The following is a 22,547-nucleotide window of genomic DNA, read 5'->3' on the forward strand; positions in this document are numbered from 1 at the left end:
CGTGGCAACGTTTCCACACTTTGCGGCGCTACAAGCCTTACTGGTCGTAGCTGTGATAGAACGGCTTGAAGACGTCACTCGCAGCCGCGGGCTGGCCGAACCAGCGGGTGAGCGTAGCCGGCCAGGACTCTCCCACAGGCACCAGCATGAATTTGCCGGCGATACGCGTCGCATCATTTACCGCAACGATGGCCTCGGGCGAAGTGCCCTTGTTACCCAGTCCGCCAATCAGCGCATTGTGGCTTAGCAGCGTGCCGTCGCCGAACCGCTCGACCGCTATGTCTGACGGCTGCGCAGCCAGCGCGAAGCCGGCGCCAACGGCGTCGGTCAGCAACGCGAGCTCCGTTTCGCGCCGGTTCCCCTGGAACCGCAGATCCTCGCGGTTCAGGTGGTACAGGCCGAATTCATTGAGCTTGTCCTTGCCCGGATAGCCGGCGTAAGGCCCCTGCCCTATCCAGCGGAATTCGCCGAAACCGGCTGGCGCCATGACAGACAGGCCGGCCTCGGACAACACGCCTTCCGCCGCAAGCGGCGTGAAATCGTAGCTGACCTGGATAGCGCCGTTGCGCCCAATTTCGAGCTGGATTGTCCCCGCGACGCCACGTTCGTGCGCGGCCCGCTTGTCCGCCTTGGCTGCACCCGGCATCAAGTCATCTGCGCCAGCCGGCGCCGCCGCCATGGGCGCGCCATCCTGCGCGGCAGCCAGCACATAACGGCCGGAGATCGAAAGCATCACGCCGCCGCCGTCGCGCGTCGCCGCTTCGACCACCGGCGCATCCAGCGACGTGATGATCGACGACAGCCACAAGCCGGACTTTTGCGCGCTCAGCGCTTCCGCCATGGTCGGCTTACGCCCCGTGTGCGGATAAATGCCGTCCACCAGCAGCTTGCCCGCATGGTCACGGATGCTCAGCTTGCCCGTAGCGCGCTGCACCGACAACACCCACTGCGGCGACGTGACCGTCACCTCGCCGGCATTCTGGGCCAGCACCGGCGCGCCAGGTTCTTTCAGCGACGATGTCCAGGCCGTCCGCTGCACGCCCGGTTGCTCCAGCACCAGCGACCGTTCATTGATCTGCAAGCCTCGCTCGTCGACGGCGCGCAGATTCAGCGCCAACACATCGCCATCGCCGCCGCCGGGTATATCCACCTGCACGCCTACCGTTTCGCGCATATGCGGCCTCGCGTGCAGCGCAAGCTGCCCCTGCTTCATGTCCTTGCCGTTGCGCTGCAAGCTCCAATGCAGCTTCACGCCTTCCAGCGACCGGAAATCGAACCGGTTTTCGACCGTGACAGCGACCGATTGCCTGCCCGGTCTGACCGTCGCGCTCCGTTGCGGGAACTGCACCGGCGCATACACCTTGCGCATCTGCCAGTAATCGACCTGCGGCGTGCGGTCCGAATAAGTCAGGCCATCCGTTCCATCCAGGCCGTGCGTGTCGTAGTAATGGGTCGGGTCCAGCCAGACCAGCTGCGTGGGCCTGGACACGTCAACCGGCTGGCTGCTCATGCGCAGCAGGCCCTGGTCGTGGAAGTGCCAGATCGAGCCACCCGCGAACACCGGGTTGTTCTGCAGGATCTCCCACTGCTCCTGCATGCGGTCGGTCGCCAGGCCCAGCGCGTGGGCATACTCGGTCAGGATGGTTGGCCGCTTCAGCGTTTGCGCGTAGTTTTTCAGTGTGGAGTTGCTGGGATAATGCGGCGCGTAGATATCCACGAACGCCGGAATGCGCTCATAGTTTTTGGCGAAGTAGCTGCCGATCTTCGGGTAAGTGATCGGACGCGTAGGATCGAGCTTCTTTGCCAGGCGGCCAGCTTCCAGCTCCGCTTCCGTGATCGGATTCTCATTGCCGATGCTCCAGACCAGCACCGATGCGTGATTCTTGTCGCGCGCGATGGTGGGCTCCACGCGCGCCAGGATGTTATCGAGGTACTCCGGCTTTTCGAGATTTTTCTCGCCGTGGCCGATCGCAACCTCGTCCATCACGTAAATGCCCATCTCGTCGCACAGGTCCAGCAGGCGCTGGTGCGGCGGATAGTGCGAGGTGCGCAGGTAGTTGACGTTGGCCTTCTTCAGCAGCTCCAGGTCGCGCCGGATTTGCGCCTCGTCCACTGCGCGCCCCAGCCTGGGATCAAGATCGTGGTGGTTCACGCCGCGCATCTTGATCGGCCTCCCGTTCAGCAGCAGCACGCTGCCATCAATGCGCACTTCGCGCAAACCGACTCGCTGCTCCACCGTTTGCACCGCCTTGCCATCGACGGACACGGTCAACTGCAGTCGGTAGAGCGATGGCGTCTCGGCAGTCCACAGGCGCGGCTTCGCAACGCGGAACGACACCGCCCTCCGCAATCCATCCGTGCGCGCCAGCACTCGTTCACCGGCCACGCGCCCGGCGGGATCAAGCAATCGGGCGCGCACTTCGCCATCGCTTCGGCTTAGCAGCACATCGACTGCCAGTTCGGCCGCGCTGCCGTCCGCCAGCGTGGTCTTGGTCGTCAGGTCCTGCATGTGCGTGGCGGGAACAGAGAACAGCGTCACATCGCGATAAATGCCTGACAGGGCCCAGTCGTCGTTCAGGTCGAACTCATAGCCATGCGGCTTGGTGGTGACGCGCACGGCGAGCACATTGTCGGCACCGGCGTCCGGCAGCAAAAGTTCGGTCACGTCGAAGGTATGGCGATTGAAGGCGCTGGCGGACGACTCGCCCGCCTCGCGTCCATTCACCCACACCTCGTAGCCGAAGCCCACGCCCTCAAAACGCAGGAATGTGCGCCGGTCCTTCCACGCCGCCGGCGCCTTGAAGGTACGGCGATAGAGTCCCAATCCATCCTTCAGGTCATCGCCATAGGACGGTTCGGCAAATCCCTGCAGTTCCCAATTGGCGGGAACCTGGATGGTCTTCCAGGCCGAGACATCGAAAGGCGGCGCAGTGAAGCCAGCGTCCGCGCCCGGCGCCAGCGATGGAATGTATTTGAAGGACCACGTGCCGTTCAGGGACTGCGCAAACGAGGCATCGCTGGCGGGATAAACGGCGGCGGCATCCGCGCAGGCGTGCGCCATCAGCATCGCGCCGAGCGCGATCATTCGTCGGAACACAGGCGCTCCCTTTATTTAGGCGCCACGCGCCAGATCTCGCCGGTGACGTCATCCACCACCAGCAGCGAACCATCGTTTTGCACGGCTACCGACGACGGGCGTCCCCATACTTGCTTGTCGCTGACCACGAAGCCGGTCATGAAGTCCTGGTACTTCCCGGTGGGGACACCGTCCTTCATGAACACGCGCACCACTTTGGAACCGGTGCGGGTGGCGCGGTTCCAGGAACCGTGCAGGGCCAGCAAGATATCTCCGTTGTACTCAGCGGGGAACGCTGACCTGGCGCCCGCCGAAGCCTGGTAGGCGACCATGCCGAGTGGTGCGGAATGGGACGTGAGCAGCAAATCCGGCGTCGTGACCTTGTCCTTCAGGTCCGGACGCTGGCCCTTCAGGCGCGGTTCCTCGTTGGAGCCGATGTAATACCACGGCCAGCCATAGTACGCGCCGTTCTTCACGCGCGTGAGGTAATCCGGCGGCAGGTTGTCGCCCAGCAGATCGCGCTCGTTCACGCTGCAGAACAGCTCATTGGTGATCGGGTACAGGTACATGCCGACGCAGTTGCGCAGGCCCGTCGCGTAAGTACGCTTGTTCTTGCCGTCCGGATCGAAGGCCAGCACCAGCGCGCGGTTCAGCTCTTCGCCCCACGCCGCGCCCATGCCCTGCTTTGCCTCGAACTGCGCCAGCGGTTCGGGCGGTGCGGCGCCGATACGCTCGGCGTAGTTCGTGGCCGAACCAATGGACAGGTACATCGTCTTGCTGTCGGCCGAGAATACCAGCGTGCGCGTGGTATGGCCGCCCGGGGCTTCGGTCAGTTTTGGCACTATCACTTCCGGCTCGCCGCTTGCGACAAGGTCACCGTTCTTGTACGGGAAGCGCACGATGGAGTTCACATACGCCACGTACAGGTATTGCGGATTGGGACCGGCAGGCCAGAAGGCGAAGCCGAAGGGGCGATTCAGGTCGGAAGCGTAGACGCTGACCTTGTCCGCCTTTTCACCGGTGGAGGAACGGAATACCTTGATCAGGCGCTTGCTCATGGAGGACATGAACAGGTCGCCGTTCGGCGCCCTGATCAACAGGCGGCCCTTGTCCGGGTCCGTCGCCCACAGGCTGACCTTGAAGTTGTCAGGAACCGATGGCAGCACGCCGGCCGGGCGCGGCACGGTGGCCGGACCGTTGTTCACGCTTGGGCTGGCATAAGGCGCCGGCAGTTCACTGGCACGGGTTTCGTGAATGCGCCCCGGCTTGTCCGCGCTCCAGTGCAGGGTATCGGACGGTGCCGCCCCAACGGCCACCGGCGCAGCCGTCGCCTTGCCCTTCTGTGTGGACAGCCAGGCGATCAATGCCTCTCGATCCTTCTGCGCGGGCACGGCGGCCTGCATCGCAGTACCGGGAGCGAAGGAGGACGGGTCTTTGAGGAACAGGTCCAGGTCGGCGGCGGTCCAGGCCTTGCCCCTCGCGCCGAGGTCCGCCAGCGCGCTGGAATAATTGAAGCCCGGCGCGCTGCCCACCTTGCGCCCCACGACGTTGAACAGGCCAGGGCCAAGCAGCGCCTCCATATTCGGCTTGACCGTATGGCACATCGAGCAATTGTTCTCGAAGTAGGCCTGTCCGGCGCTGGGGGCTGCATGGGCCAGGCCGGTGAAGGCCAGCGCAAATCCGCCCAAGGCGCCAAGTGCGCTGGCAGAACTTATCAAAGGTCGACGTCGCATTGGGAGGCAATGAGCAAATAGTGATTTTGGCAATTGTCACGGAAATGCTCAATTCCCGATAGCCCCTCATGGCACTTCAATCGCGATCTTGATCAGGCCGCGCCAGAGATATGCGCTAACCGCATAACGACTATTCCAACAATAAATTGGATCTATATATCGCATCGCAGCATAATTGCACCTGTCTCCTCTATTCTCCTCCAAGGAAAAATAGATTCAGCCCGCTCCCTGAGCGGGCTTTTTTTTATCTGTGCTGCGCTAGACCTTCGCAGTCTGTTGCGCGTCCTGCGTTACCATCAAAGCGCGTCCTTCATCGCGGTCCTTCAGCGCGCCTTCCCGCACCAGTTTCGCGATGACCCCGCCTGTGGATCGGCCGAGTTGATGTGCGATATCCCTGATCGGGACCTCCTGCCTGAATAAGGCCAGCAGTTTGAGCCGGTCATCCTCCTCCCATTTTTTCCAGGCGCTGGACTGCGCGTGATTCTGCAGCTTGACGGCGTCCTTCGCCAGGAACAAGGCGCGAATGACGGTAGGATGGTGAAAAATGCTCTCGTTGTGCAGCGGCGAGTCCGTTACCGGATCGACGCCGAGCGCCAATTTTTCAATGATGTCGTGTACAAGCGTCGGCTTCAATTGCGTGCTCCCCCCTGAACTGTGTCTGGCGATGATATCGCCAACGTTGCTGCGCCTTGATGACGGCAATCAAACAAGCACACATTTTCGTGAGGGCGCTACTGACTGGCGGGACCCAGCCAGGCGAGCAACTATAATTTCCTAAGAGATATAGCCGTAGCCTATAACCAGTATTCGAACAATAAATTGGCTATGGATGCCGCGTCGCAGCATAATTACACCTGTCTCCTCTATTCTCCTCCAAGGAAATAGATTCAGCCCGCTCCCTGAGCGGGTTTTTTTTTGGTTCACCGCCGCATCGGCAAACAAAAAGCCCCGCCAGATCGAGACCGGGCGGGGCTTCAGGATGTTCTGGTGCCGGAGATAGGAGTCGAACCTCAACAGTGGGGGTTTTTGGGGCTACAGCGGGGTCCGGCTCCCTATGAAGCCCTCCCTCCGCACTCCCCAAAAATCCCGCCAAAATCCCAAAATAATCCCACGGGCCTTCCTGATGGAAGTTGATTTGTCTTCCCATCAGTTTTCGAAAACGGACCGCCAAACGATGATCGTGATGTATCGATCGTTTGAGGCGCGACCAAGAATAAATAGCGAAAACACCTTCCCAAGTAGGTCCGCGCTCGGCTTAGTACGACTATCCGGTTCGACATCACATGCCCTTAAGCGCTAAGTCTTTCGCTGTCCCCAGCAGAAGAATTCGCATTGATTTAGATCTTCTTCAACAGGAAATGGGACAGGGCCGAAATCAGCACAAGTGCGCCTACCATGTTCAGTATGAACATGAAGGTCAGCAGGATGCCCATGTCGGCCAGGAATTTGATTGGGGACCACGCCCAACACACCACGCCAGCAGCCAGGGTCACGCCAACCAACGCCACCACCTTGCTGGTGAACTGCAGCGCATAGCGGTATGCCTCGGCCAGCGAGGCGCCGGCGCGTTGCTGCGCCAACTGCACTGACAGCAGATAGAGCGCGTAATCGACACCAATGCCCACGCCCAGCGCGATCACTGCAGAGTCGCCACTTTCACCCCCATGCCTAATGCCACCATCAGCGCTTCACATAGGACGGAAGTCAGCACCAGGGGCAACACCGCCACCAGGACAGCACGCCAGCTGCGGAACGTGATGAAACACAACGCAATCACCGCGCCATAGAAGACATACAGCAGCATGCGGGAATTGGCCTCCTTCACCACGATGTTGGTGGCGGCTTCGATGCCGGCGCCGCCTGCGGCCAGCAGGAACTGACGGCCTTCGGTGCCGTGATTGCGGGAGAATCCGTCTGCGCCCTGCACCACGCGCTCCAGGGATTCTGCCTTGTGGTCGGCCAGGTAGGCGATGACCGGCATCAGCGAGCATTCGCTATTGAATAGCTCTGGGTTGGCGGTGGAAGCCTGTTGGGCGCCGTAGTTCAGCATGTCCTGGTTGCGCGCAATGGTCAGCCATTTCGGGGCGGCGTATGGCCCTGTTTATTCAACCGTCTAAAAAAATATTTTCGAACGGGATGATGGAGCACAGTTGAGACCTCGGGCCGCCGCGGCTGAACCCAGACAGGTACAGCTAAGAATTAATGAAATAAAAACCGAATTTAAGTTCTCCCTCCTGCATTGACAGCTGAATTTTGTACCAAACGGGCGCTCAATGTGCACTTCGGCATGATTCTTGACCTCAAAATTTCCTTGGACTACTTTGGGCATAGGTACTAAGCGACTTCACATCTAGGGGGCACCATGTCCGCGCTTTGTGACATTTGTCATGCACGTCCGGCGATGGCCCGCGTTGCCATCGTGCAGAATGGTCAGCGCAAAACCATTTCGATTTGCGACTACCACTATCGCGAACTGACCCGGCATCAGAGCATGTTGAACCCTTTTGATGCCTTGCTGGGTGGAGGGTCGGGTTCGCTGTCCAGCTTCTTCAATGACCGCGAGGACGAGGAGGATGGGTTCACGGCGGAAGTGCCACGCGAATCCGTCGATGCTACCGATGCCTTTAGCGAGCAGACCCTGGAGCTCTTGCAACGCGCGGCGGAAAAAGCCCATGAACTGAAACGCAGTGAACTCGACACCGAACATGTCCTGTATGTGCTGGCCGATTCGGATGTGTGCACTACCCTGCTGAAGGAACTGAAGCTCTCGTCGCAGGACATCAAGAGTTATATCGACCAGCATGCGCAGGTAGGCACAGCCATGCCCAGCGCGTCGATTGAAAAAATGACCGTATCGCCTCGCCTGAAGAAAGTATTCCAGTTTGCGTTCCAGGCGTCGCGAGATCTTGGCCATTCATACGTGGGGCCCGAGCACATTCTAATTGGGCTGGCGGCCGTCCCTGAAAGCGTAGCCGGAACGCTGCTGAAGAAATATGGTGTGACACCCGAGGCATTGCGCCAAAAGGTAGTCAAGGTAGTCGGAAAAAGGAGCGGAAGATGGCCGGCTCGATGCTCCCAGTGGCACACCCAACCTCGATAAATTTGGCCGCGATCTTACAACGCTGGCACGGCAAGGAAAACTCGATCCAGTGCTTGGGCGCGCGCAGGAAATCGAGAACACGATTGAAGTGCTGGCACGGCGCCGCAAGAACAACCCTGTGCTCATCGGCGAGCCTGGTGTGGGCAAGACCGCCATCGTCGAAGGCCTGGCGCAGCGTATCGTCAATGGCGACGTGCCCGGAGGTGCTGCGCGACAAGCGCCTGGTCGAAGTCAACATCAACTCAATGGTTGCCGGCGCCAAATATCGCGGCGAATTCGAGGAGCGCGCCAAGCAGCTGATCGATGAGGTGACGGCGAAAAAGGACGAGCTCATCCTCTTTATTGACGAACTGCACACCATCGTTGGCGCCGGCCAGGGCGGGGGAGAAGGCGGTCTCGATATTGCAAACGTCCTCAAGCCGGCGCTGGCGCGCGGTGAACTGAGCCTCATCGGCGCCACCACGCTGAACGAATACCAGAAGCACATTGAAAAAGATGCAGCACTGGAGCGGCGCTTCCAGCCGGTGCTGGTGCCTGAACCTTCGGTGGAACAAACCATCGTGATCCTGCGTGGCCTGCGCGACAAGCTCGAAGCCCACCACCAGGTGACCTTTGCCGACGATGCATTCATCGCCGCGGCCGAATTTGCCGATCGCTATATCACCTCCCGCTTCCTGCCCGACAAAGCCATCGACCTGATCGATCAGGCCGCAGCCCGCGTGCGCATCGGCGCCACGTCGCGGCCGGCCGACATCCAGGAGCTGGAGGCGGAAATCGCACAGCTCAAGCGGGAACAGGACTACACCTCTTCGCGCAAGCGCTTCGACGAAGCCAAAGGCTTTGAGGAACGGATCACAGGCAAGCAAAAACAGGTCGACGAATTAATGGAAGCCTGGCAGCGCAAGACCGGTTCCGAAACGCTAGAGGTCACCATTGCCGCTGTTGCGGAGGTAGTGTCACGCATCACCGGCATTCCGGTGGCCGACCTCACGCAGGAAGAGCGCGAGAAGCTGCTCAAGCTGGAAGAGAATTTGCGCGTGCGCGTGGTCGGCCAGGACGATGCAGTGACGGCGGTGAGCGATGCCGTCCGCCTGTCGCGTGCGGGCTTGGGCCAGGCCAATCGCCCTATTGCCACCATCCTGTTCCTGGGCCCGACCGGTGTCGGCAAGACCGAACTGGCTAAAGCTCTCGCGGAAACCGTATTCGGTGATGAACAGGCCATCATCAGAATCGACATGTCCGAGTATATGGAGCGCCATGCGGTGGCACGTCTCATTGGGGCGCCCCCCGGTTATGTCGGCTACGACGAAGGCGGCCAGCTGACGGAGCGCGTGCGCCGGCGGCCTTACTCCGTGATTCTTCTCGACGAGATCGAAAAAGCCCACCCGGATGTCTACAATGTTCTGCTTCAGGTCTTTGACGATGGCCGCCTGACTGACGGAAAAGGCCGCGTGGTCGACTTCACCAACACCATCCTGATCGCGACCAGCAACTTGGGCGCCTCACTGATCATGGACAACCTCGCACTGCCCGAGAAGGAGCGCAAGAGCGACAAGGCCGTGCGCGAACAGCTGATGCAAGCGCTGAAGGGCCACTTCCGCCCGGAATTCCTCAACCGTATTGATGAGGTGATCGTCTTTAATGCCCTCTCCAAGGACAATATCGGCGCCATCGTGCAGATCCAGCTTGACCGCGTCATGCGAACGGCAGCGGCACAGGATATCCATCTCAAGTTCAGCAAGCCACTGCTCGATCACCTGATCGAAGTGGGTTACCAGCCTGAGTTCGGCGCGCGGGAATTGAAGCGCCAGATCCGCCAGGAAGTGGAGACCCGGCTCGCAAAAGAGATCCTGGGCGATACATTGAAGTCTGGCGATATCGTGGAAGTTGACTACGATAACGACAACAGCCAGGTGAAATTCAACAAGGCAGCGCCCAAAGCGAAGCGCACACAATCCAAGAAGAGCGCGACAGTCCAATAGCAAACGAGGAGACCACCATGGCAACACGACGCGAAGTGCCCGGCATCAGGGAATATGACGCCCCTGGTGGCGGCTGGGGAGCCTTGCGCGCCACGGCGCAAGCGGTGCACGAGCAGATGGATACCTTCAAGGCGCCCATCACACTGCTCCGAACCAACCAGCCTACCGGATTCGACTGCCCAGGCTGCGCCTGGCCGGACAAGGAGCATCGCTCGACCTTCCAATTCTGCGAGAACGGTGCCAAGGCTGTGACCTGGGAGGCCACCAACAAGCGCGTGACGCCGGACTTCTTCCAGCAACACACGGTCACCCAGTTACTGATGAAGTCGGATTATGAACTGGAAGATAACGGACGCCTCACGCATCCTATGGTCTACGACGCCGCCTCGGACAAGTATGTGCCGGTCGAATGGGACCAGGCGTTTGCCCGTATTGGTGAAATCCTGCGCGGCCTGTCGCCCGAACAAGTGGATTTCTATACTTCCGGACGCGCATCCAACGAGGCCGCCTACCTGTTCCAGCTATTCGCCCGCGAGTACGGGACGAACAATTTCCCGGATTGCTCGAATATGTGCCATGAAGCGACCAGCGTAGGCCTGCCGCTGTCGATCGGCATCGGCAAAGGCACGGTGACGCTGGACGATTTCGAGCACTGCGAACTGATCATCGCCATCGGCCACAACCCGGGCACCAACCATCCCCGCATGATGGGGACCCTGCACGAGGCGGCACGGCGCGGCGTGCAGATCATTGTCTTCAACCCATTGCGCGAGCGGGCCCTGGAGCGCTTTGCCGACCCGCAGAACTGGCTGGAAATGGCCACTTACGGGTCGACCAAGATCGCCTCGACTTACTTCATGGTCGATGGTGGCGGCGATGCGGCAGCGCTGCTGGGCATCATCAAGATCCTGCTCGACATGGAGGACATACAGGGCAATGTGCTCGACCACGACTTCATCAAGAACTACACGGAAGGCTTCGACGACTTCTCGGCCAGTGTGAAAGCCACTGCCTGGGAAGATATCGAAAAGGCCAGCGGCCTGACGCAGGCCGACCTGAAGGAAGTCGCGGAAGCTTACGCAAAATCCAATGCCACCATCGTCACCTACGGCATGGGCGTTACGCAGCACAGCCGGGGCACGGCCAATGTCCGTCTGATTGCCGACTTGCTGATGTTGCGAGGGAATTACGGGAAGCCGGGCGCCGGCATCTGCCCTTTGCGCGGCCACTCCAATGTGCAGGGCAATCGTACCGTCGGCATTACCGAGAAACCGTCCGAGGAATTTCTGCAGGCGATGGAAAAGGTGTTTGGCTTCATGCACCTGCCGCGGCATCATGGTCGCGACGCCGTACGCACCATGCAGGCCATGGTCAATGGTTCGTGCAAGGCATTGTTCTGCCTGGGCGGCAATTTTGCCGTCGCCCTGCCCGACCCCGAGCAAAGCTTTACGGCGATGGGCAATCTGGACCTGAGTGTCCACATCGGCACCAAGTTGAACCGCTCGCACCTCCTGGTGGGCAAGGAAACCTACCTCTTCCCCTGCCTGGGCCGGACCGAACTGGATGTGCAGGCCGGCGGCGCGCAATCGGTAACGGTGGAGGACTCCATGTCGATGGTGCACGCCTCGGCTGGCAGACTGCCTCCCGCCTCGGATCAGCTGCGGTCGGAACCGGCCATCATTGCCGGCATGGCGCACGCAACGCTCCCCAACAGCAAAGTCCCATGGCTGGACCTGATCGAAGACTACGACAAGATCCGCAACCTGATCGAACTGACCGTACCGGGCTTTGAGAATTTCAATGCCCGCATTCGTGTGCCCGGCGGCTTCCAGCTGCCGGTGCCACCCATGCAACGCAAATTCTCCACGCCCACGGGCAAGGCTGTCTTCTCGGTCTACGGCGGCGTCAAGGAAGATGCCGATGTACTGGGTGGCGAAAATATCCTGCGCCTCATTACGCTGCGCAGTCATGACCAATACAACACGACGATCTATGCCATGGATGACCGCTATCGCGGCGTCTTCGGCCGACGCGACGTGTTGTTCATGAATGAAGACGATCTCGCAGCCAACGGCCTGGAGCACGGCGACCTGGTCGACATTGAAACAGCGCTTCCTGGCCGCACGCTGCGCCTCGAAAACATCACAGCGATCGCCTACAAGATCGCACGCGGTTCGGTGGGGCGTACTACCCTGAAGCGAATGTGCTGATCCCGCTGGACTATATCGATAAAGAAAGCGGCACCCCTTCCTACAAATCGGTGCCGGTGCGAGTGGTGCGCCATGGAACAAATTGACGCTCTAACGCTAGCGAGAATGCAGTTCGCATTCACCGTGGCCGTGCACATCATATTCCCGGCCATCAGTATCGGCATGGCCAGCTTTTTGGCGGTGCTCGAGTGGCGGCATTTGCTTACAGGCGACCCTACTTACAAGGATATGTTCCTGTTCTGGTCGAAGATCTTCGCCGTTTCGTTTGGCATGGGCGTGGTCTCCGGCGTGGTCATGGCGTACGAGTTCGGCACGAACTGGAGCGAATTCTCGCGCGTGGCAGGCAATATCACCGGCCCCTTGCTCACCTACGAGGTGCTGACCGCCTTCTTCCTGGAAGCGGGTTTCCTCGGCGTCATGATCTTTGGCTGGGAACGGGTGGGCCCAAAGGGGCATTTCTTTGCCACCGTGATGGTGGCCCTGGGAACCCTCATTTCGACGTTCTGGATACTGTCGTCGAACAGCTTCATGCAAACGCCGCAAGGCCATGCCATTGTCGATGGCCGCATCGTGCCGGTGGACTGGCTGAAGGTCATTTTCAATCCCTCCTTCCCGTACCGCCTGGCGCACATGACGATTGCCGCCTTTATTGTCGCCGGCTTCCTCATCGCTGGGTGCGGCGCCTACCACCTGCTCAATGGTCGTCGCGACAAGCCGGTCAAGCGCAGCTTCTCGATGGCGCTGTGGCTCATGCTGTTGCTCACTCCCATCCAGATCCTGATCGGTGACGCTCATGGCCTGAACACGCTGGAACACCAACCGGTCAAGATTGCGGCCATCGAAGGTCTATGGGAAACAGAGAAAGGCGGCACGGCCCTGAACGCGTTCGGCTGGCCGGACATGGAAGCGGAGGAAACGCGCTATGCCTTCAAGATTCCGCATCTTGGCAGCCTGATCCTGACGCATAGCTGGGACGGCGAAATCCGCGGCATGAAGGAGTTCCCGAAGGAGGACCGACCGCCCTCCTATATCGTATTCTGGTCGTTCAGGATCATGGTTGGATTGGGCATGCTGATGCTGCTTGTCTCTGTGCTCGCAGCACTGCTGCGCAAGGGTGACCGCTTGTACGAGGCGCGCTGGTTCCAGTGGTTCGTGCTGTGCATGGCGCCATCCGGGGTCATTGCGCTGCTCGCAGGATGGGTCACCACCGAAGTCGGGCGGCAACCATGGACAGTGTATGGGGTCCTACGCACGGTCGATTCGGTCTCCCCGATCAGCGCACAGCAGGCCGGCGTGTCGCTACTGATCTTTGTGGTGGTGTACTTCCTGGTGTTTGGCGCCGGCGTCTACTACATGCTGAAGCTGATGAAAAAAGGGCCTGTGGAACAGACACCGGACGAGTTCTCGCGCCCGAACCCGGTTCTGCGCAATCGTGCGCTGGACGTGCTGAAGAGGGGATGATGCCATGCAACTCGACCTCGCAGTCATTTGGGCCATCATCATCGCACTGGGCGTACTGATTTATGTGATGCTGGATGGTTTCGACCTGGGCATCGGCCTTCTTTTTCCCTTTGTCGAAAGCAAGGAGGAACGTCAGGTCATGTTGAACACGGTGGCGCCGGTATGGGACGGTAACGAAACCTTCCTGGTGCTGGGGGGCGCGGGACTATTCGGCGCTTTCCCCATCGTGTACGCGACACTGCTGCCGGCCTGCTACCTGCCGCTCATCGTCATGGTGGTCGGACTGATCTTCCGCGGCGCGGCCTTCGAGCTGCGCGCCAAGGCGCACCGTACCCAGGCGCTTTGGGACCTCGCCTTCATCTGCGGCTCCGGCGTGGCATCATTCTGCCAGGGCATCACGCTGGGAGCGCTGCTGCAAGGCATCAAGATCGCCGACGGCAAATTTGTCGGCGGCGCCTTCGACTGGCTTTCGCCATTCAGCGTCTTCTGCGGCATTGGCGTGCTGGTCACCTACACGGCGCTGGGCTGCGGTTGGCTGATCATGAAGACCGACGGCGAACTGCAAAGCAAAATGCGCATGGTGATGCGACCGTTGGTTGGCGTGCTATTGCTGATCATCGCCATTATCAGCCTGTGGACGGTCCTGGGGCTTCCGGCTGTTGCGCACCGCTGGTTTGGCAGCGGGTATCTGGGCTACTTCCTGCCCGTGCCAATCCTGGTTGTGGCCTGCGTCTGGGGCGTCTTCAAGACCGTACGCGAACAGCACGACACGATGCCATTCTACTTGACGCTGGCACTATGCTTCCTGGGTTTCAGCGGACTGGTAATCAGTATCTGGCCGAACATCGTGCCCCCTTCACTGACCATCTGGGACGCTTCCTCGAGCCGCGAAAGCCAGCTGTTCGCGCTCGTCGGAACATTGATCATCTTGCCGATCATTTTCGTGTACCACTTCATGCAGTACCGTGTGTTCAAAGGTAAGGTGCGGGAGGGCGATGCGGGCTATCACCATTAAAAGAGGCGAACCAAGATGATCGTCCGGCCGATGCAAAGCTGGTTCCGTATGCTCTTCATATGGAACGGCTCGGTACTGCAAACTATCATTCCCCAGTTGCTCGTGATGGGGATCCTGAGCACGCTGGCCGTGCTTACGCATGGCCGCGTCTTCGGAGAAAAAATTCCCTTGAGCCCGGTACCCTTCACGCTGTTCGGGCTGACCTTGGCAATCTTCCTCGTTTTTCGAAATAATGCGAGTTACGCCCGCTTCGTGGAAGCCCGTCTTTTGTGGGGGAATTTGCTGATCGCGTCGCGCACGCTGACATCACAGCTACTGAGCTATCTTCCGGCGCAGGCGCGCCTGGCCGACAGCATCATTGCAACCGCCTACGCCCTAAAGCACCAGCTCCGCCGCACCGACCCCAATCCCGATCTGGTCCGCCTGCTTGGGGCGGAGCGTGCAAAGGACCTGCATCACAAGCTCTATCGCCCCGTAGTGCTGCTGAACGAGATCAGGGCGCACCTGGAGGCGACGTCGGAAACAACGCGTTGGATGCTCGATGCACAACTCAACGACCTAGAGCGTTGCGTCGGTGGATGCGAACGCATCGCTTCGACTCCCATTCCCTTTGCGTACAGCGTTCTGCTGCATCGCTCGGTTTATGCATACTGTGTACTGCTACCGTTCGGGCTGGTCGATTCCACGGAATTCTTCACGCCGCTGCTATGCGTCTTCATCTCCTACACCCTGATTGCGCTGGAAGCCATCGCCAACGAAGTCGCCGAACCTTTTGGCATGGCGCCCAACGCGCTGGCCCTGGACGCCATGGCGCGCACGATCGAACGCTCGGTACTTGAACTATGCGGCCGCCAGGTGCCTGAAGAAGTCCGGCCCACCGGGCCGTACCAGCTAACCTGATCCTAACTCCTCATCCCTGCGGCATGCATCAGCAGCCTGATGAGAAGCGCCACCACGCCAAGTGCCGCAACGCTCGCAGTCCAAAGCAGCACCATCCAGCCAAACCGTTTCCACATCGTGCGCCCTCCCCTGCCATACAGAGTTCAACTTAGCATACGCGCCTGCCAGCAACTGCGTTACGCCGAATAGTCGACAAAGCCATCCGCCCTGCAAAAGCAAACCAGCTTCAGTCCCGAGTGGCGGGCAATATCGATGGCCAGCGATGTCGGCGCCGAAATGGTGGCCAACAGGGGGATGCCGGCGCGCGCCGCCTTGATGGTCAGCTCAGAGCTGGCCCGGCTGGAAAGGAAGACAAAACCGCTGCCTTGCTTCGCTTTCTGCTGCGCCAGGTGGCCAACCAGCTTGTCCAGCGCATTGTGGCGGCCCACGTCTTCAAACACATATTGCACGCCCCCATCCATGCCACACCAGGCGGCGGCGTGGACGCAGCCGGTCATGCGCATCAAGTCCTGGTGCTGCCCCAGTTCCCTGGCGGCCCGCGCAATGGCGGGGCCCAGTGGATCGGGTAGTGGTACCGCCGGTATCGGCGCCGCTGTAAGGTCGAGCAGCGCCAGGCTCTCTATGCCGCATATCCCGCAACCCGTGCGGCCTGTCAGGGTGCGGCGCCGCTCTTTGAGGCGCACAAAGCACTCCTCTGCAATGGTGAGCAGTACCTGCGTCGCAGCCGGCAGTTGCTGCACTTCGACGTCGTAGATTTGCGATGGCCTGTCCACTATGCCTTCCGTCAGCGCAAAACCGGTCGCCAGTTCCTCCAGATGCAGCGGAGTCGCCATCATCACGACATGCGAAATGCCATTAAAGACCAGCGCTACGGGCAGTTCCTCGGCTACGCAATCGCTCGAGACGAACAGTGCATCACCGCGATGTCGCGTGATCTGGCGTTCCTGGTACCCAGAAGCTGCTTTGGCGTCGCCGTCCATAGTGCGTCACCTGATCGTTGGTTATAGTCCAAGTGTAAGCACGGGCAACTGGCGTGGCAAGCAGTCAGCCGTGTCTCTTGCAACATAAACTGTTGCACCAACCATCGTTATGGCCGCGAATTTTTCCGGTGCATTGTACGGTCATCCGCTTCGCTGCACGCGGCCGGATAGGCAGCACCAAGGGTAAGCAGCCAGCGAAACATACGAAAGCCTCACACAACGCCAGAGCTGTTACTAACGCTTCGTCCAGTTCTTCGGGACTCCAAGGGAACTCATGGATAGAACGCTGCACTAGTGACCGTCTTTCTTTTAAGAATGCGCCATAGTTCACCGCAACTTAATAGTTCTGTATCTGCATACCAACTTTGGTGGTTTCCAAGCTCGACCGCCTCGGCCGGGACGCGCCTGACGTGCTGGCGACCATCAAGTCGTTGGCTGGGTTGGGTGTGGAGGTCGTGGTCCTGCAACTCGGCAAACTCGATCTGACATCGCCCGCCGGCAAGCTAATGCTGGCGATGCTGGCAGCAGTTGCGGAAATGGAGCGCGATCAAGGCAATGATCGCTGGATATGAGGCCAGGACGAGCGTCAGCGCCTTGGCAAAGCTCTACGGCGTGTCTCGGGCTACCGTCCTGACCATCGTCCAGTCGCGGCAACAAGCAGCGAAGCCGCCGGCGCCCGCAGAAGCGAGCGGTCGAATTTAGGCCGCAGACAGGGATGGAAAGTAATTGAACACGAAAAATCGCTACCACTTGAAAGCCGCCACCAAACATCACCGAAGTAGCGACGCTGCCTTGCTAGGCCCTTGCAGACCGCCACATGCGCCGACTACCAAAGATTCGACACTCTCTGCAAGGCGAGAATCACCAATTAAAAAAATTATGCGCGATGAACATAGCAAACGAAAATCCAAGGAATGCTAATACCCCATGAATGAAATATCGTACGCAGGTCGCGGTGGCCGCAATGGCGCTATTCGTCTTTTCATTTAGCTTCCCCGACTTTCTAGTCGCCATACTGACGACGGTGAACAGCCCCAAAATGATTACAACCAAAATGACAATTTTCATCTTCGATCCTTTACTTGATGACGACCACAAGACTTCCGATTGCGATGATTAACGCAGTCACAGTGGCTGCACACAGCCATAGAAGGCGCATTCGGAGCAGCTCGATTTTGGCCACCATGAGGGTGTTCTGGTCGGCGAGAGATTTAATAATGTCGGAGGCCGAAAGCATCTGAGCTTGCATAGCGGCTAAGCCTGCTTCAGTCTGATCAATTCTCACGGCAATACGCGCCTGGGTCGAATCGACGTCGGTTGTGTGGGCCAATTTGGAGGGGGGCTTGTTAGCTACCGCGTCCCACAAACTCCGTGCGCTACCAGCCAACTGAGGTGCGGCGCTGATAACATCGGTCCACGGAACAGTCTTTAGAATTGCGAGCCAGCCCAGTGCCATATCTACCCTTAATCAAGTTGCCATATCGTACTGAAGCATAACATCCTGCAAAGGTCATAACAATCTTGCTAAGAGCACACTTAGGTTTTGATTGATTGGCCCTGCCATTGTATTGCCCAGTGCGGCCCCAGTCATACTTGCCCGCAGTCTTAACGCCCTAACTTCAGGCCATGTCAACGGCTTGACAAATTTCCATGTGCACGGCATAGTTCACTCACTCATTCATCGCACCGAGTGAACAAGTCAACAATCCTTAGGAGCAATTGTCATGACTTTACTAATCAACTTGATTAAGCGCAGCGCGCATAAATTTAACGAGGACAAATATCCCTCAGAAGTGTATTACCACTTGACGGACCTTATCAGCCAGGCAAGCACATGCCAGGAAATGGGGTCGGCGCTAATTCAGCTGATCCATTGGAAGGCCGGACATGTCCGGCGCGACCCCGCCGGAAAATATGTGGCAGCTCCGTCAGGCACGCGCTACATGGTTGGTTCGATAAGATACAGCAACACGTTGACCGATGCCCATATTGCCACTCTGATGTCGGAGCAGTTTTTCCAGTGGGCAAAGGCCATCCGCTCCCTGGAACGTTTTGACACCATTTATATCCAACAGCTGCATGAAATGGGGCTATGGACGACCGTCGTCATGCCCGTCTTCATTCTGCATTGCTTGCGGCCGCGCGTATTTCCCATTTGCGACATCATGGTGCTGTATGCCCACGACTTGTTAACCGGCGATCCAGACGGCACTCTGCCCGCGACATTCACAGAAGCATGACGAGGTACGCTGCCTATCATGCATGGTGGCTGGATGTACTGGCTGAGGCTGGTATTGGCCCAATGTCGGCGCAACTAAACCAGTTGAAAGAAATTGACTCGGGACTGTGGGCCGTGGGAAAACAGGCGAAAAGGCTGGCCGCGAAGCAACACGACGCCCCGGACACGCAAGAGGCATACGTTATGCCAGCGATAAGCACCGACTCCGAGCAATTCAAACATCGGGCGGTGGAGCTCCGCGGCCGAGGGCAAACCCAGTTAAACGCGATTGTCATGGCAGCGAACGAGTTGGGGATTGAACTCAAGCCGTCGTACCTCAAATATCCGGGCAGTCACTTTGATCGCTGGCGAAAGCAAGGGCTGGGATAAACTGGCGCATCGAGCGGTGCTTGGGGCAAGGTTTAAATTTCCTCACCACCGCAACCGCCGCCACTTGCACCCCTTTGACTTTTCAAGCTGTAGAGCTCTCAGTTATTCGCATACTCAAAATGCTGCTCCCCCGGCGGGAGGCCAAAAGACGCCCCCCCAGGTCACGTGCATTGCATCGTCCCGACCCTCAAAAAATTTCTTGCGCACAGCGGATGAAATTTATTTTTCAGACGACCACCAAGCACAGTGCGAATTGGTGGCCGCGAAAAAGTAAAATTCTAGAAGCTCCGACGTCCACTATGTGCGACTTCTCAGTTTTGTATTTTAGGCCGCTCTCAGGGTGTGGTGCTGACCTTACCGATAAAGATGTTGTCTATGAAGAAGTCCCATGAACTGGTGTTCGAATTTACCTTAACCTGTTTAATTTGCTTTGATGGTAGTTCGACCACAGCCGCTCCCGACTGACTATTCGATACCAGAGAAAGCGTCTTCGATCCGCCAACATTATCGATCACAGTGTATTGCACGGTAAAAGTCTGTCCGTTCATCAGCAGCATGCTGACTCCATCGACAGAATTTTCGAAATCTATCGTGAGTGTTGGCGAACATCCGGGACAAAAATAGGCTGTTCCGTATACCGTGGTTTGATTCCTCGGGAGATTCGTAGTACCACTCAATATCTGGCCTCCCGAGATGGTCGCGCCCTCTACTTTGAGAGGGGGTTGAACACCCGAGAAGACGCTCCCACCATTGAATTTTTCAAAGTCCACGAAGCATCCATCCAATTTGGGCGATGTTAGATCGATATAGATCTTAATTAAGGAGGCTGCGTATCTAACGGCGATCGGCCCTAGTTCTCGAAACTGGTCTGTTGCAATTGTATCATCTATGGTTGCGTACTGCTGGTTTCGAGTGGCATCGGTCAAACCACTTAGCGTGTAGCGCAGGCCCTTATAGGCAATTCGTCTACTTCTATTGTCGTAAAAATAATTGGTATCGCTTCGCGTGGCGATGGGCCCGTCTCCTTGGAAGACAGTGTCTTTACTGTAAAAATTTCGACTTGTAAATTGTTGTAGCTCCGAGAATAGGGCTTCTGCAGAGCCGGCGCTGACAAACCCGTCGGATACGGGCGGAGCTGTCGGAATACGGATTTCGGATTCGACTGGATCCGCGTCACCATGACCTTCATAATTCAGATGCGGATCATTACGCGTGTGCGCGGGAGAGGTCAAATCTTCGAGCAGATGCAAGACATATCCCAGATCGCGCAACCCTTCCTCGGATGGATTCCCTGCACTGTCTTTTGCATGAGAAATAGCGTCACTCCACTTATGCTGGTTATTGGCTACGGTTGTCCCAAAAATGGGAATACTATACTGACAGGATCCAGCTCCGAAACCCCATTGAATGGAAGAGCAACTTGCCGACGCAATCGAGAGCGCCGGCGTGAAATGGAAAATTGGGCGTTTTCTGTCGTCTTCCGCTGCGGTCCCAATTTGGAGCAAATCATTAATTTTCGACGAACAAAGGGCCCGGTTGTCTATTTGTGAAAGATAGTTAACAGCGGCCCGTGTAATGTTTGCGTGTGTCGGTACCTCATGCGCCATGAGATGTGGTACTACAATCAGCAGAAGAATAGATAACGTCAGCCTCATGGTAACTCTCCATATATTTGCGCTATTTTAAAGTACATTACCAGAACATAATCAACCATTCTCCTGTGGGGGCCTGTGCCATTCCTACTTTCAAGGAAACAGGGTTTCCGTTGTCATCTTTCCAGTCCACTGAGTAGATACGTGATGTTGCTGTTGTTTTGCTTAATCGAGCGCTACCAAAAGCCGTAGCCAAGGCATCTCGCTGTTGGATAGATAAATTCTCGAAAGTTTGGCGATTTTGCGGTGCGGGTGAAAAATGCTTGAGTGCGCCCTCAATATTACCGTCCCGCAGCTCCGCCGCGAGCTGCGCAAGCGTTTGTTCCGCCGTAGCTGCCGATTTCACATGAATACTAAATGGCTCAGATATTGCTCGCCGGAGAATTCCACGAAAGCCAGCAGAGACCCGATAGCGCAGCTCGGTCGGATTAGGCTGGCTTATCGTAAACTTTAAAGTAAAGATGCGATCCCCAAGTGCAGCATCACCATTCAAACCGTCATCGTGCAAAATTCCGATCGTCGCTAGGCTTCCGTCATCATTTTCTCGTTGCAGAAAAACGCTACCGGCAATAACGGTTGAGTCGGGTATCTGAGAGGTTACAGTAATCTGTGCAGTAGTGCCCGCAACGAAAGAATCTATATTCGGTTTAGTCAACCCAATCGCAGGAGCCGCCAATATTTCACCTGATGCGCAGAACAGTAAGGCCGCCGTGCCATTAGCCACAATGCAATTTTTCATTTGAATTTTCATGGCAGCCACCTGGATGCGGAGTGATACTTAACAGCTCCAATCGCAAAAAAAGCAATAACAAATAAAGCGAAACTGGAAGGCTCAGGTATAGGTGTTGATGAAAGCGACGACACCGACAGATCATCCATCGTAAAAGAATATCCTGACGAACTACCTATTATCTCGATTTTTGATATCCCACCGAAATATATCAAACTAAGAAGTTCATTAGGTACACTGCCAGCGTCGCCGGACAGACGCAAATTACTGGAAAACTGCGACAGCTGAGAGCCAACCACGTTCCCGTCTGCATCGAACGCTGTCATCTTTAACGGGTCAAGATAAGTAAAATATGCGCCGAAGCTCGAAATCGGCGCGGCAAATAGAATCTGCATAGGCCCACCGTCGTCCGAAAGAACAACAGTGCCAGAATTTGGCGGGAATTCGAACTCGTTCAAAGAAGCACCTGCTTGTAGAGCAAGCGCATTTAAAAACGAAAGCCCTCCGATCTGATTTGTAACTGCCTGATTGTCGAAAAAATTCTCGAAATCTATTTTCTCTGCTTGTGCATGTGAAAAAAATAGAAACGAATATGATATAAGCAACCAACGGATTATCTTGTTTGCCGAAGTCATAATTTTACCTTTCGCACAGTGAGCGTCAACGAAGTTGCACAAAAAAATACAGAAGATATGATGCAGTAAGCTTTGCCAAAAACCATTCGAATTTCATGCAGGCATCGAGTTGCGTAACTACGGCATTCGCCGAAGTGCGTCCCCCCGAAAAAAACAGACAGCGAGGTTTCCAATGAATATGGATTGCCAAGATAGTATTAGGTTACTTGCACGGAGCGATATTTCAAGTCGAACGCTACAGTTGTTGTATTTGCGCCGCATGCGGCCAACAAAAATTCCGGCATTAATACCCATGCAGCGGCTGGCCCCAACATCCGCAGCGGCAATGATATGCGAATAAATTCTTCGTGAACCCAATTTCAGAATAAGTCGTTGATTTTACATATTTTCCTTAAGCATTCTAGTTTTTTTGCACTCAACATGGTGCACAAGGCAATTTTGCAAAATTAGTTCTTTTATTTTCTT

General features: G+C 57.3%; 16 protein-coding genes and 3 pseudogenes. 8 read left to right on the top strand and 11 right to left on the bottom strand.

Annotated elements, in window-relative coordinates; translation table 11 throughout:
• Positions 1-37: 37 nt before the first annotated feature.
• The 4 genes and pseudogenes from ACHMW6_RS28825 to ACHMW6_RS28840 form a co-directional block, all read right to left on the bottom strand.
• Positions 38-3,097: a glycoside hydrolase family 2 TIM barrel-domain containing protein gene (locus ACHMW6_RS28825; protein ID WP_395402118.1), complete on the bottom strand. Its 3,060-nt coding sequence runs from the start codon at positions 3,095-3,097 to the stop codon at positions 38-40.
• 11 nt (positions 3,098-3,108) lie between these two features.
• Complete coding sequence (locus ACHMW6_RS28830; RefSeq protein ID WP_395402120.1) at positions 3,109-4,764, bottom strand: PQQ-dependent sugar dehydrogenase; 1,656 nt, start codon at positions 4,762-4,764, stop codon at positions 3,109-3,111.
• Between the two features lie 303 nt (positions 4,765-5,067).
• On the bottom strand, positions 5,068-5,442 hold the full coding sequence (locus tag ACHMW6_RS28835; RefSeq protein ID WP_395402122.1) for a hypothetical protein: 375 nt from the start codon (positions 5,440-5,442) through the stop codon (positions 5,068-5,070).
• Positions 5,443-6,146: 704 nt separating this feature from the next.
• Positions 6,147-6,892: pseudogene (locus tag ACHMW6_RS28840) on the bottom strand (MMPL family transporter); the annotation flags it as partial.
• Between the two features lie 279 nt (positions 6,893-7,171).
• On the opposite strand from ACHMW6_RS28840, the pseudogene ACHMW6_RS28845 reads away from it, so the two are divergent.
• From ACHMW6_RS28845 to ACHMW6_RS28865, 5 genes and pseudogenes are all read left to right on the top strand, one after another.
• Positions 7,172-9,891: pseudogene (locus ACHMW6_RS28845) on the top strand (ATP-dependent Clp protease ATP-binding subunit).
• Between the two features lie 17 nt (positions 9,892-9,908).
• Positions 9,909-12,187 (top strand): annotated as a pseudogene (locus ACHMW6_RS28850) (FdhF/YdeP family oxidoreductase).
• The gene (locus ACHMW6_RS28855; RefSeq protein WP_395402124.1) at positions 12,174-13,562 is read left to right on the top strand and encodes a cytochrome ubiquinol oxidase subunit I; all 1,389 of its coding nucleotides are present in this window, start codon (positions 12,174-12,176) and stop codon (positions 13,560-13,562) included. Before ACHMW6_RS28850 ends, ACHMW6_RS28855 begins: the two are co-directional and overlap by 14 nt.
• Before the next feature lie 4 nt (positions 13,563-13,566).
• The gene (cydB, locus tag ACHMW6_RS28860; protein ID WP_395402126.1) at positions 13,567-14,577 is read left to right on the top strand and encodes a cytochrome d ubiquinol oxidase subunit II; all 1,011 of its coding nucleotides are present in this window, start codon (positions 13,567-13,569) and stop codon (positions 14,575-14,577) included.
• Positions 14,578-14,592: 15 nt separating this feature from the next.
• Positions 14,593-15,477 (top strand): bestrophin family protein, encoded by an 885-nt coding sequence (locus ACHMW6_RS28865; RefSeq protein ID WP_395402128.1) that lies wholly within the window; start codon positions 14,593-14,595, stop codon positions 15,475-15,477.
• A gap of 2 nt (positions 15,478-15,479) precedes the next feature.
• On the opposite strand, the gene ACHMW6_RS28870 is transcribed toward ACHMW6_RS28865, so the two are convergent.
• Positions 15,480-15,593 carry a DUF2474 domain-containing protein gene (locus ACHMW6_RS28870; protein ID WP_395402130.1) on the bottom strand — a complete coding sequence of 38 codons (114 nt, stop codon included), beginning with the start codon at positions 15,591-15,593 and terminating at the stop codon, positions 15,480-15,482.
• Positions 15,594-15,653: 60 nt separating this feature from the next.
• A complete protein-coding gene (fdhD, locus tag ACHMW6_RS28875; RefSeq protein ID WP_395402132.1) occupies positions 15,654-16,457 on the bottom strand; it encodes a formate dehydrogenase accessory sulfurtransferase FdhD in 804 nt (267 codons plus the stop codon).
• Positions 16,458-16,825: 368 nt separating this feature from the next.
• Between fdhD and ACHMW6_RS28880 the strand changes: the two genes are divergently transcribed.
• Complete coding sequence (locus ACHMW6_RS28880) at positions 16,826-17,029, top strand: recombinase family protein (RefSeq protein WP_395408740.1); 204 nt, start codon at positions 16,826-16,828, stop codon at positions 17,027-17,029.
• 289 nt (positions 17,030-17,318) lie between these two features.
• Here ACHMW6_RS28880 and ACHMW6_RS28885 read toward each other — a convergent pair whose 3' ends face one another.
• Both ACHMW6_RS28885 and ACHMW6_RS28890 read right to left on the bottom strand, forming a co-directional pair.
• Positions 17,319-17,525, bottom strand: a complete 207-nt coding sequence (locus ACHMW6_RS28885) for a hypothetical protein (protein ID WP_395402134.1) — start codon at positions 17,523-17,525, stop codon at positions 17,319-17,321.
• A gap of 10 nt (positions 17,526-17,535) precedes the next feature.
• Positions 17,536-17,913 (bottom strand): hypothetical protein, encoded by a 378-nt coding sequence (locus ACHMW6_RS28890; protein WP_395402136.1) that lies wholly within the window; start codon positions 17,911-17,913, stop codon positions 17,536-17,538.
• Between the two features lie 268 nt (positions 17,914-18,181).
• Between ACHMW6_RS28890 and ACHMW6_RS28895 the strand changes: the two genes are divergently transcribed.
• Positions 18,182-18,697 (top strand): hypothetical protein, encoded by a 516-nt coding sequence (locus ACHMW6_RS28895; protein ID WP_395402138.1) that lies wholly within the window; start codon positions 18,182-18,184, stop codon positions 18,695-18,697.
• Entirely contained in the window at positions 18,694-19,065 is a 372-nt protein-coding gene (locus ACHMW6_RS28900) for a hypothetical protein (protein ID WP_395402140.1), read from the top strand. The genes ACHMW6_RS28895 and ACHMW6_RS28900 overlap by 4 nt, the downstream gene beginning before the upstream one ends.
• A gap of 335 nt (positions 19,066-19,400) precedes the next feature.
• On the opposite strand, the gene ACHMW6_RS28905 is transcribed toward ACHMW6_RS28900, so the two are convergent.
• From ACHMW6_RS28905 to ACHMW6_RS28915, 3 genes are read right to left on the bottom strand one after another with little or no spacing between them, the layout of a single operon-like run.
• Positions 19,401-20,720, bottom strand: a complete 1,320-nt coding sequence (locus ACHMW6_RS28905) for a hypothetical protein (protein ID WP_395402142.1) — start codon at positions 20,718-20,720, stop codon at positions 19,401-19,403.
• Between the two features lie 37 nt (positions 20,721-20,757).
• Complete coding sequence (locus ACHMW6_RS28910; RefSeq protein WP_395402144.1) at positions 20,758-21,468, bottom strand: hypothetical protein; 711 nt, start codon at positions 21,466-21,468, stop codon at positions 20,758-20,760.
• Complete coding sequence (locus ACHMW6_RS28915; protein ID WP_395402146.1) at positions 21,465-22,082, bottom strand: hypothetical protein; 618 nt, start codon at positions 22,080-22,082, stop codon at positions 21,465-21,467. The genes ACHMW6_RS28910 and ACHMW6_RS28915 overlap by 4 nt, the downstream gene beginning before the upstream one ends.
• Between the last annotated feature and the right edge of the window lie 465 nt (positions 22,083-22,547).

Origin of the sequence: Pseudoduganella sp. UC29_106, assembly GCF_044055365.1 — a bacterium.
GTDB lineage: Bacteria > Pseudomonadota > Gammaproteobacteria > Burkholderiales > Burkholderiaceae_D > Rugamonas.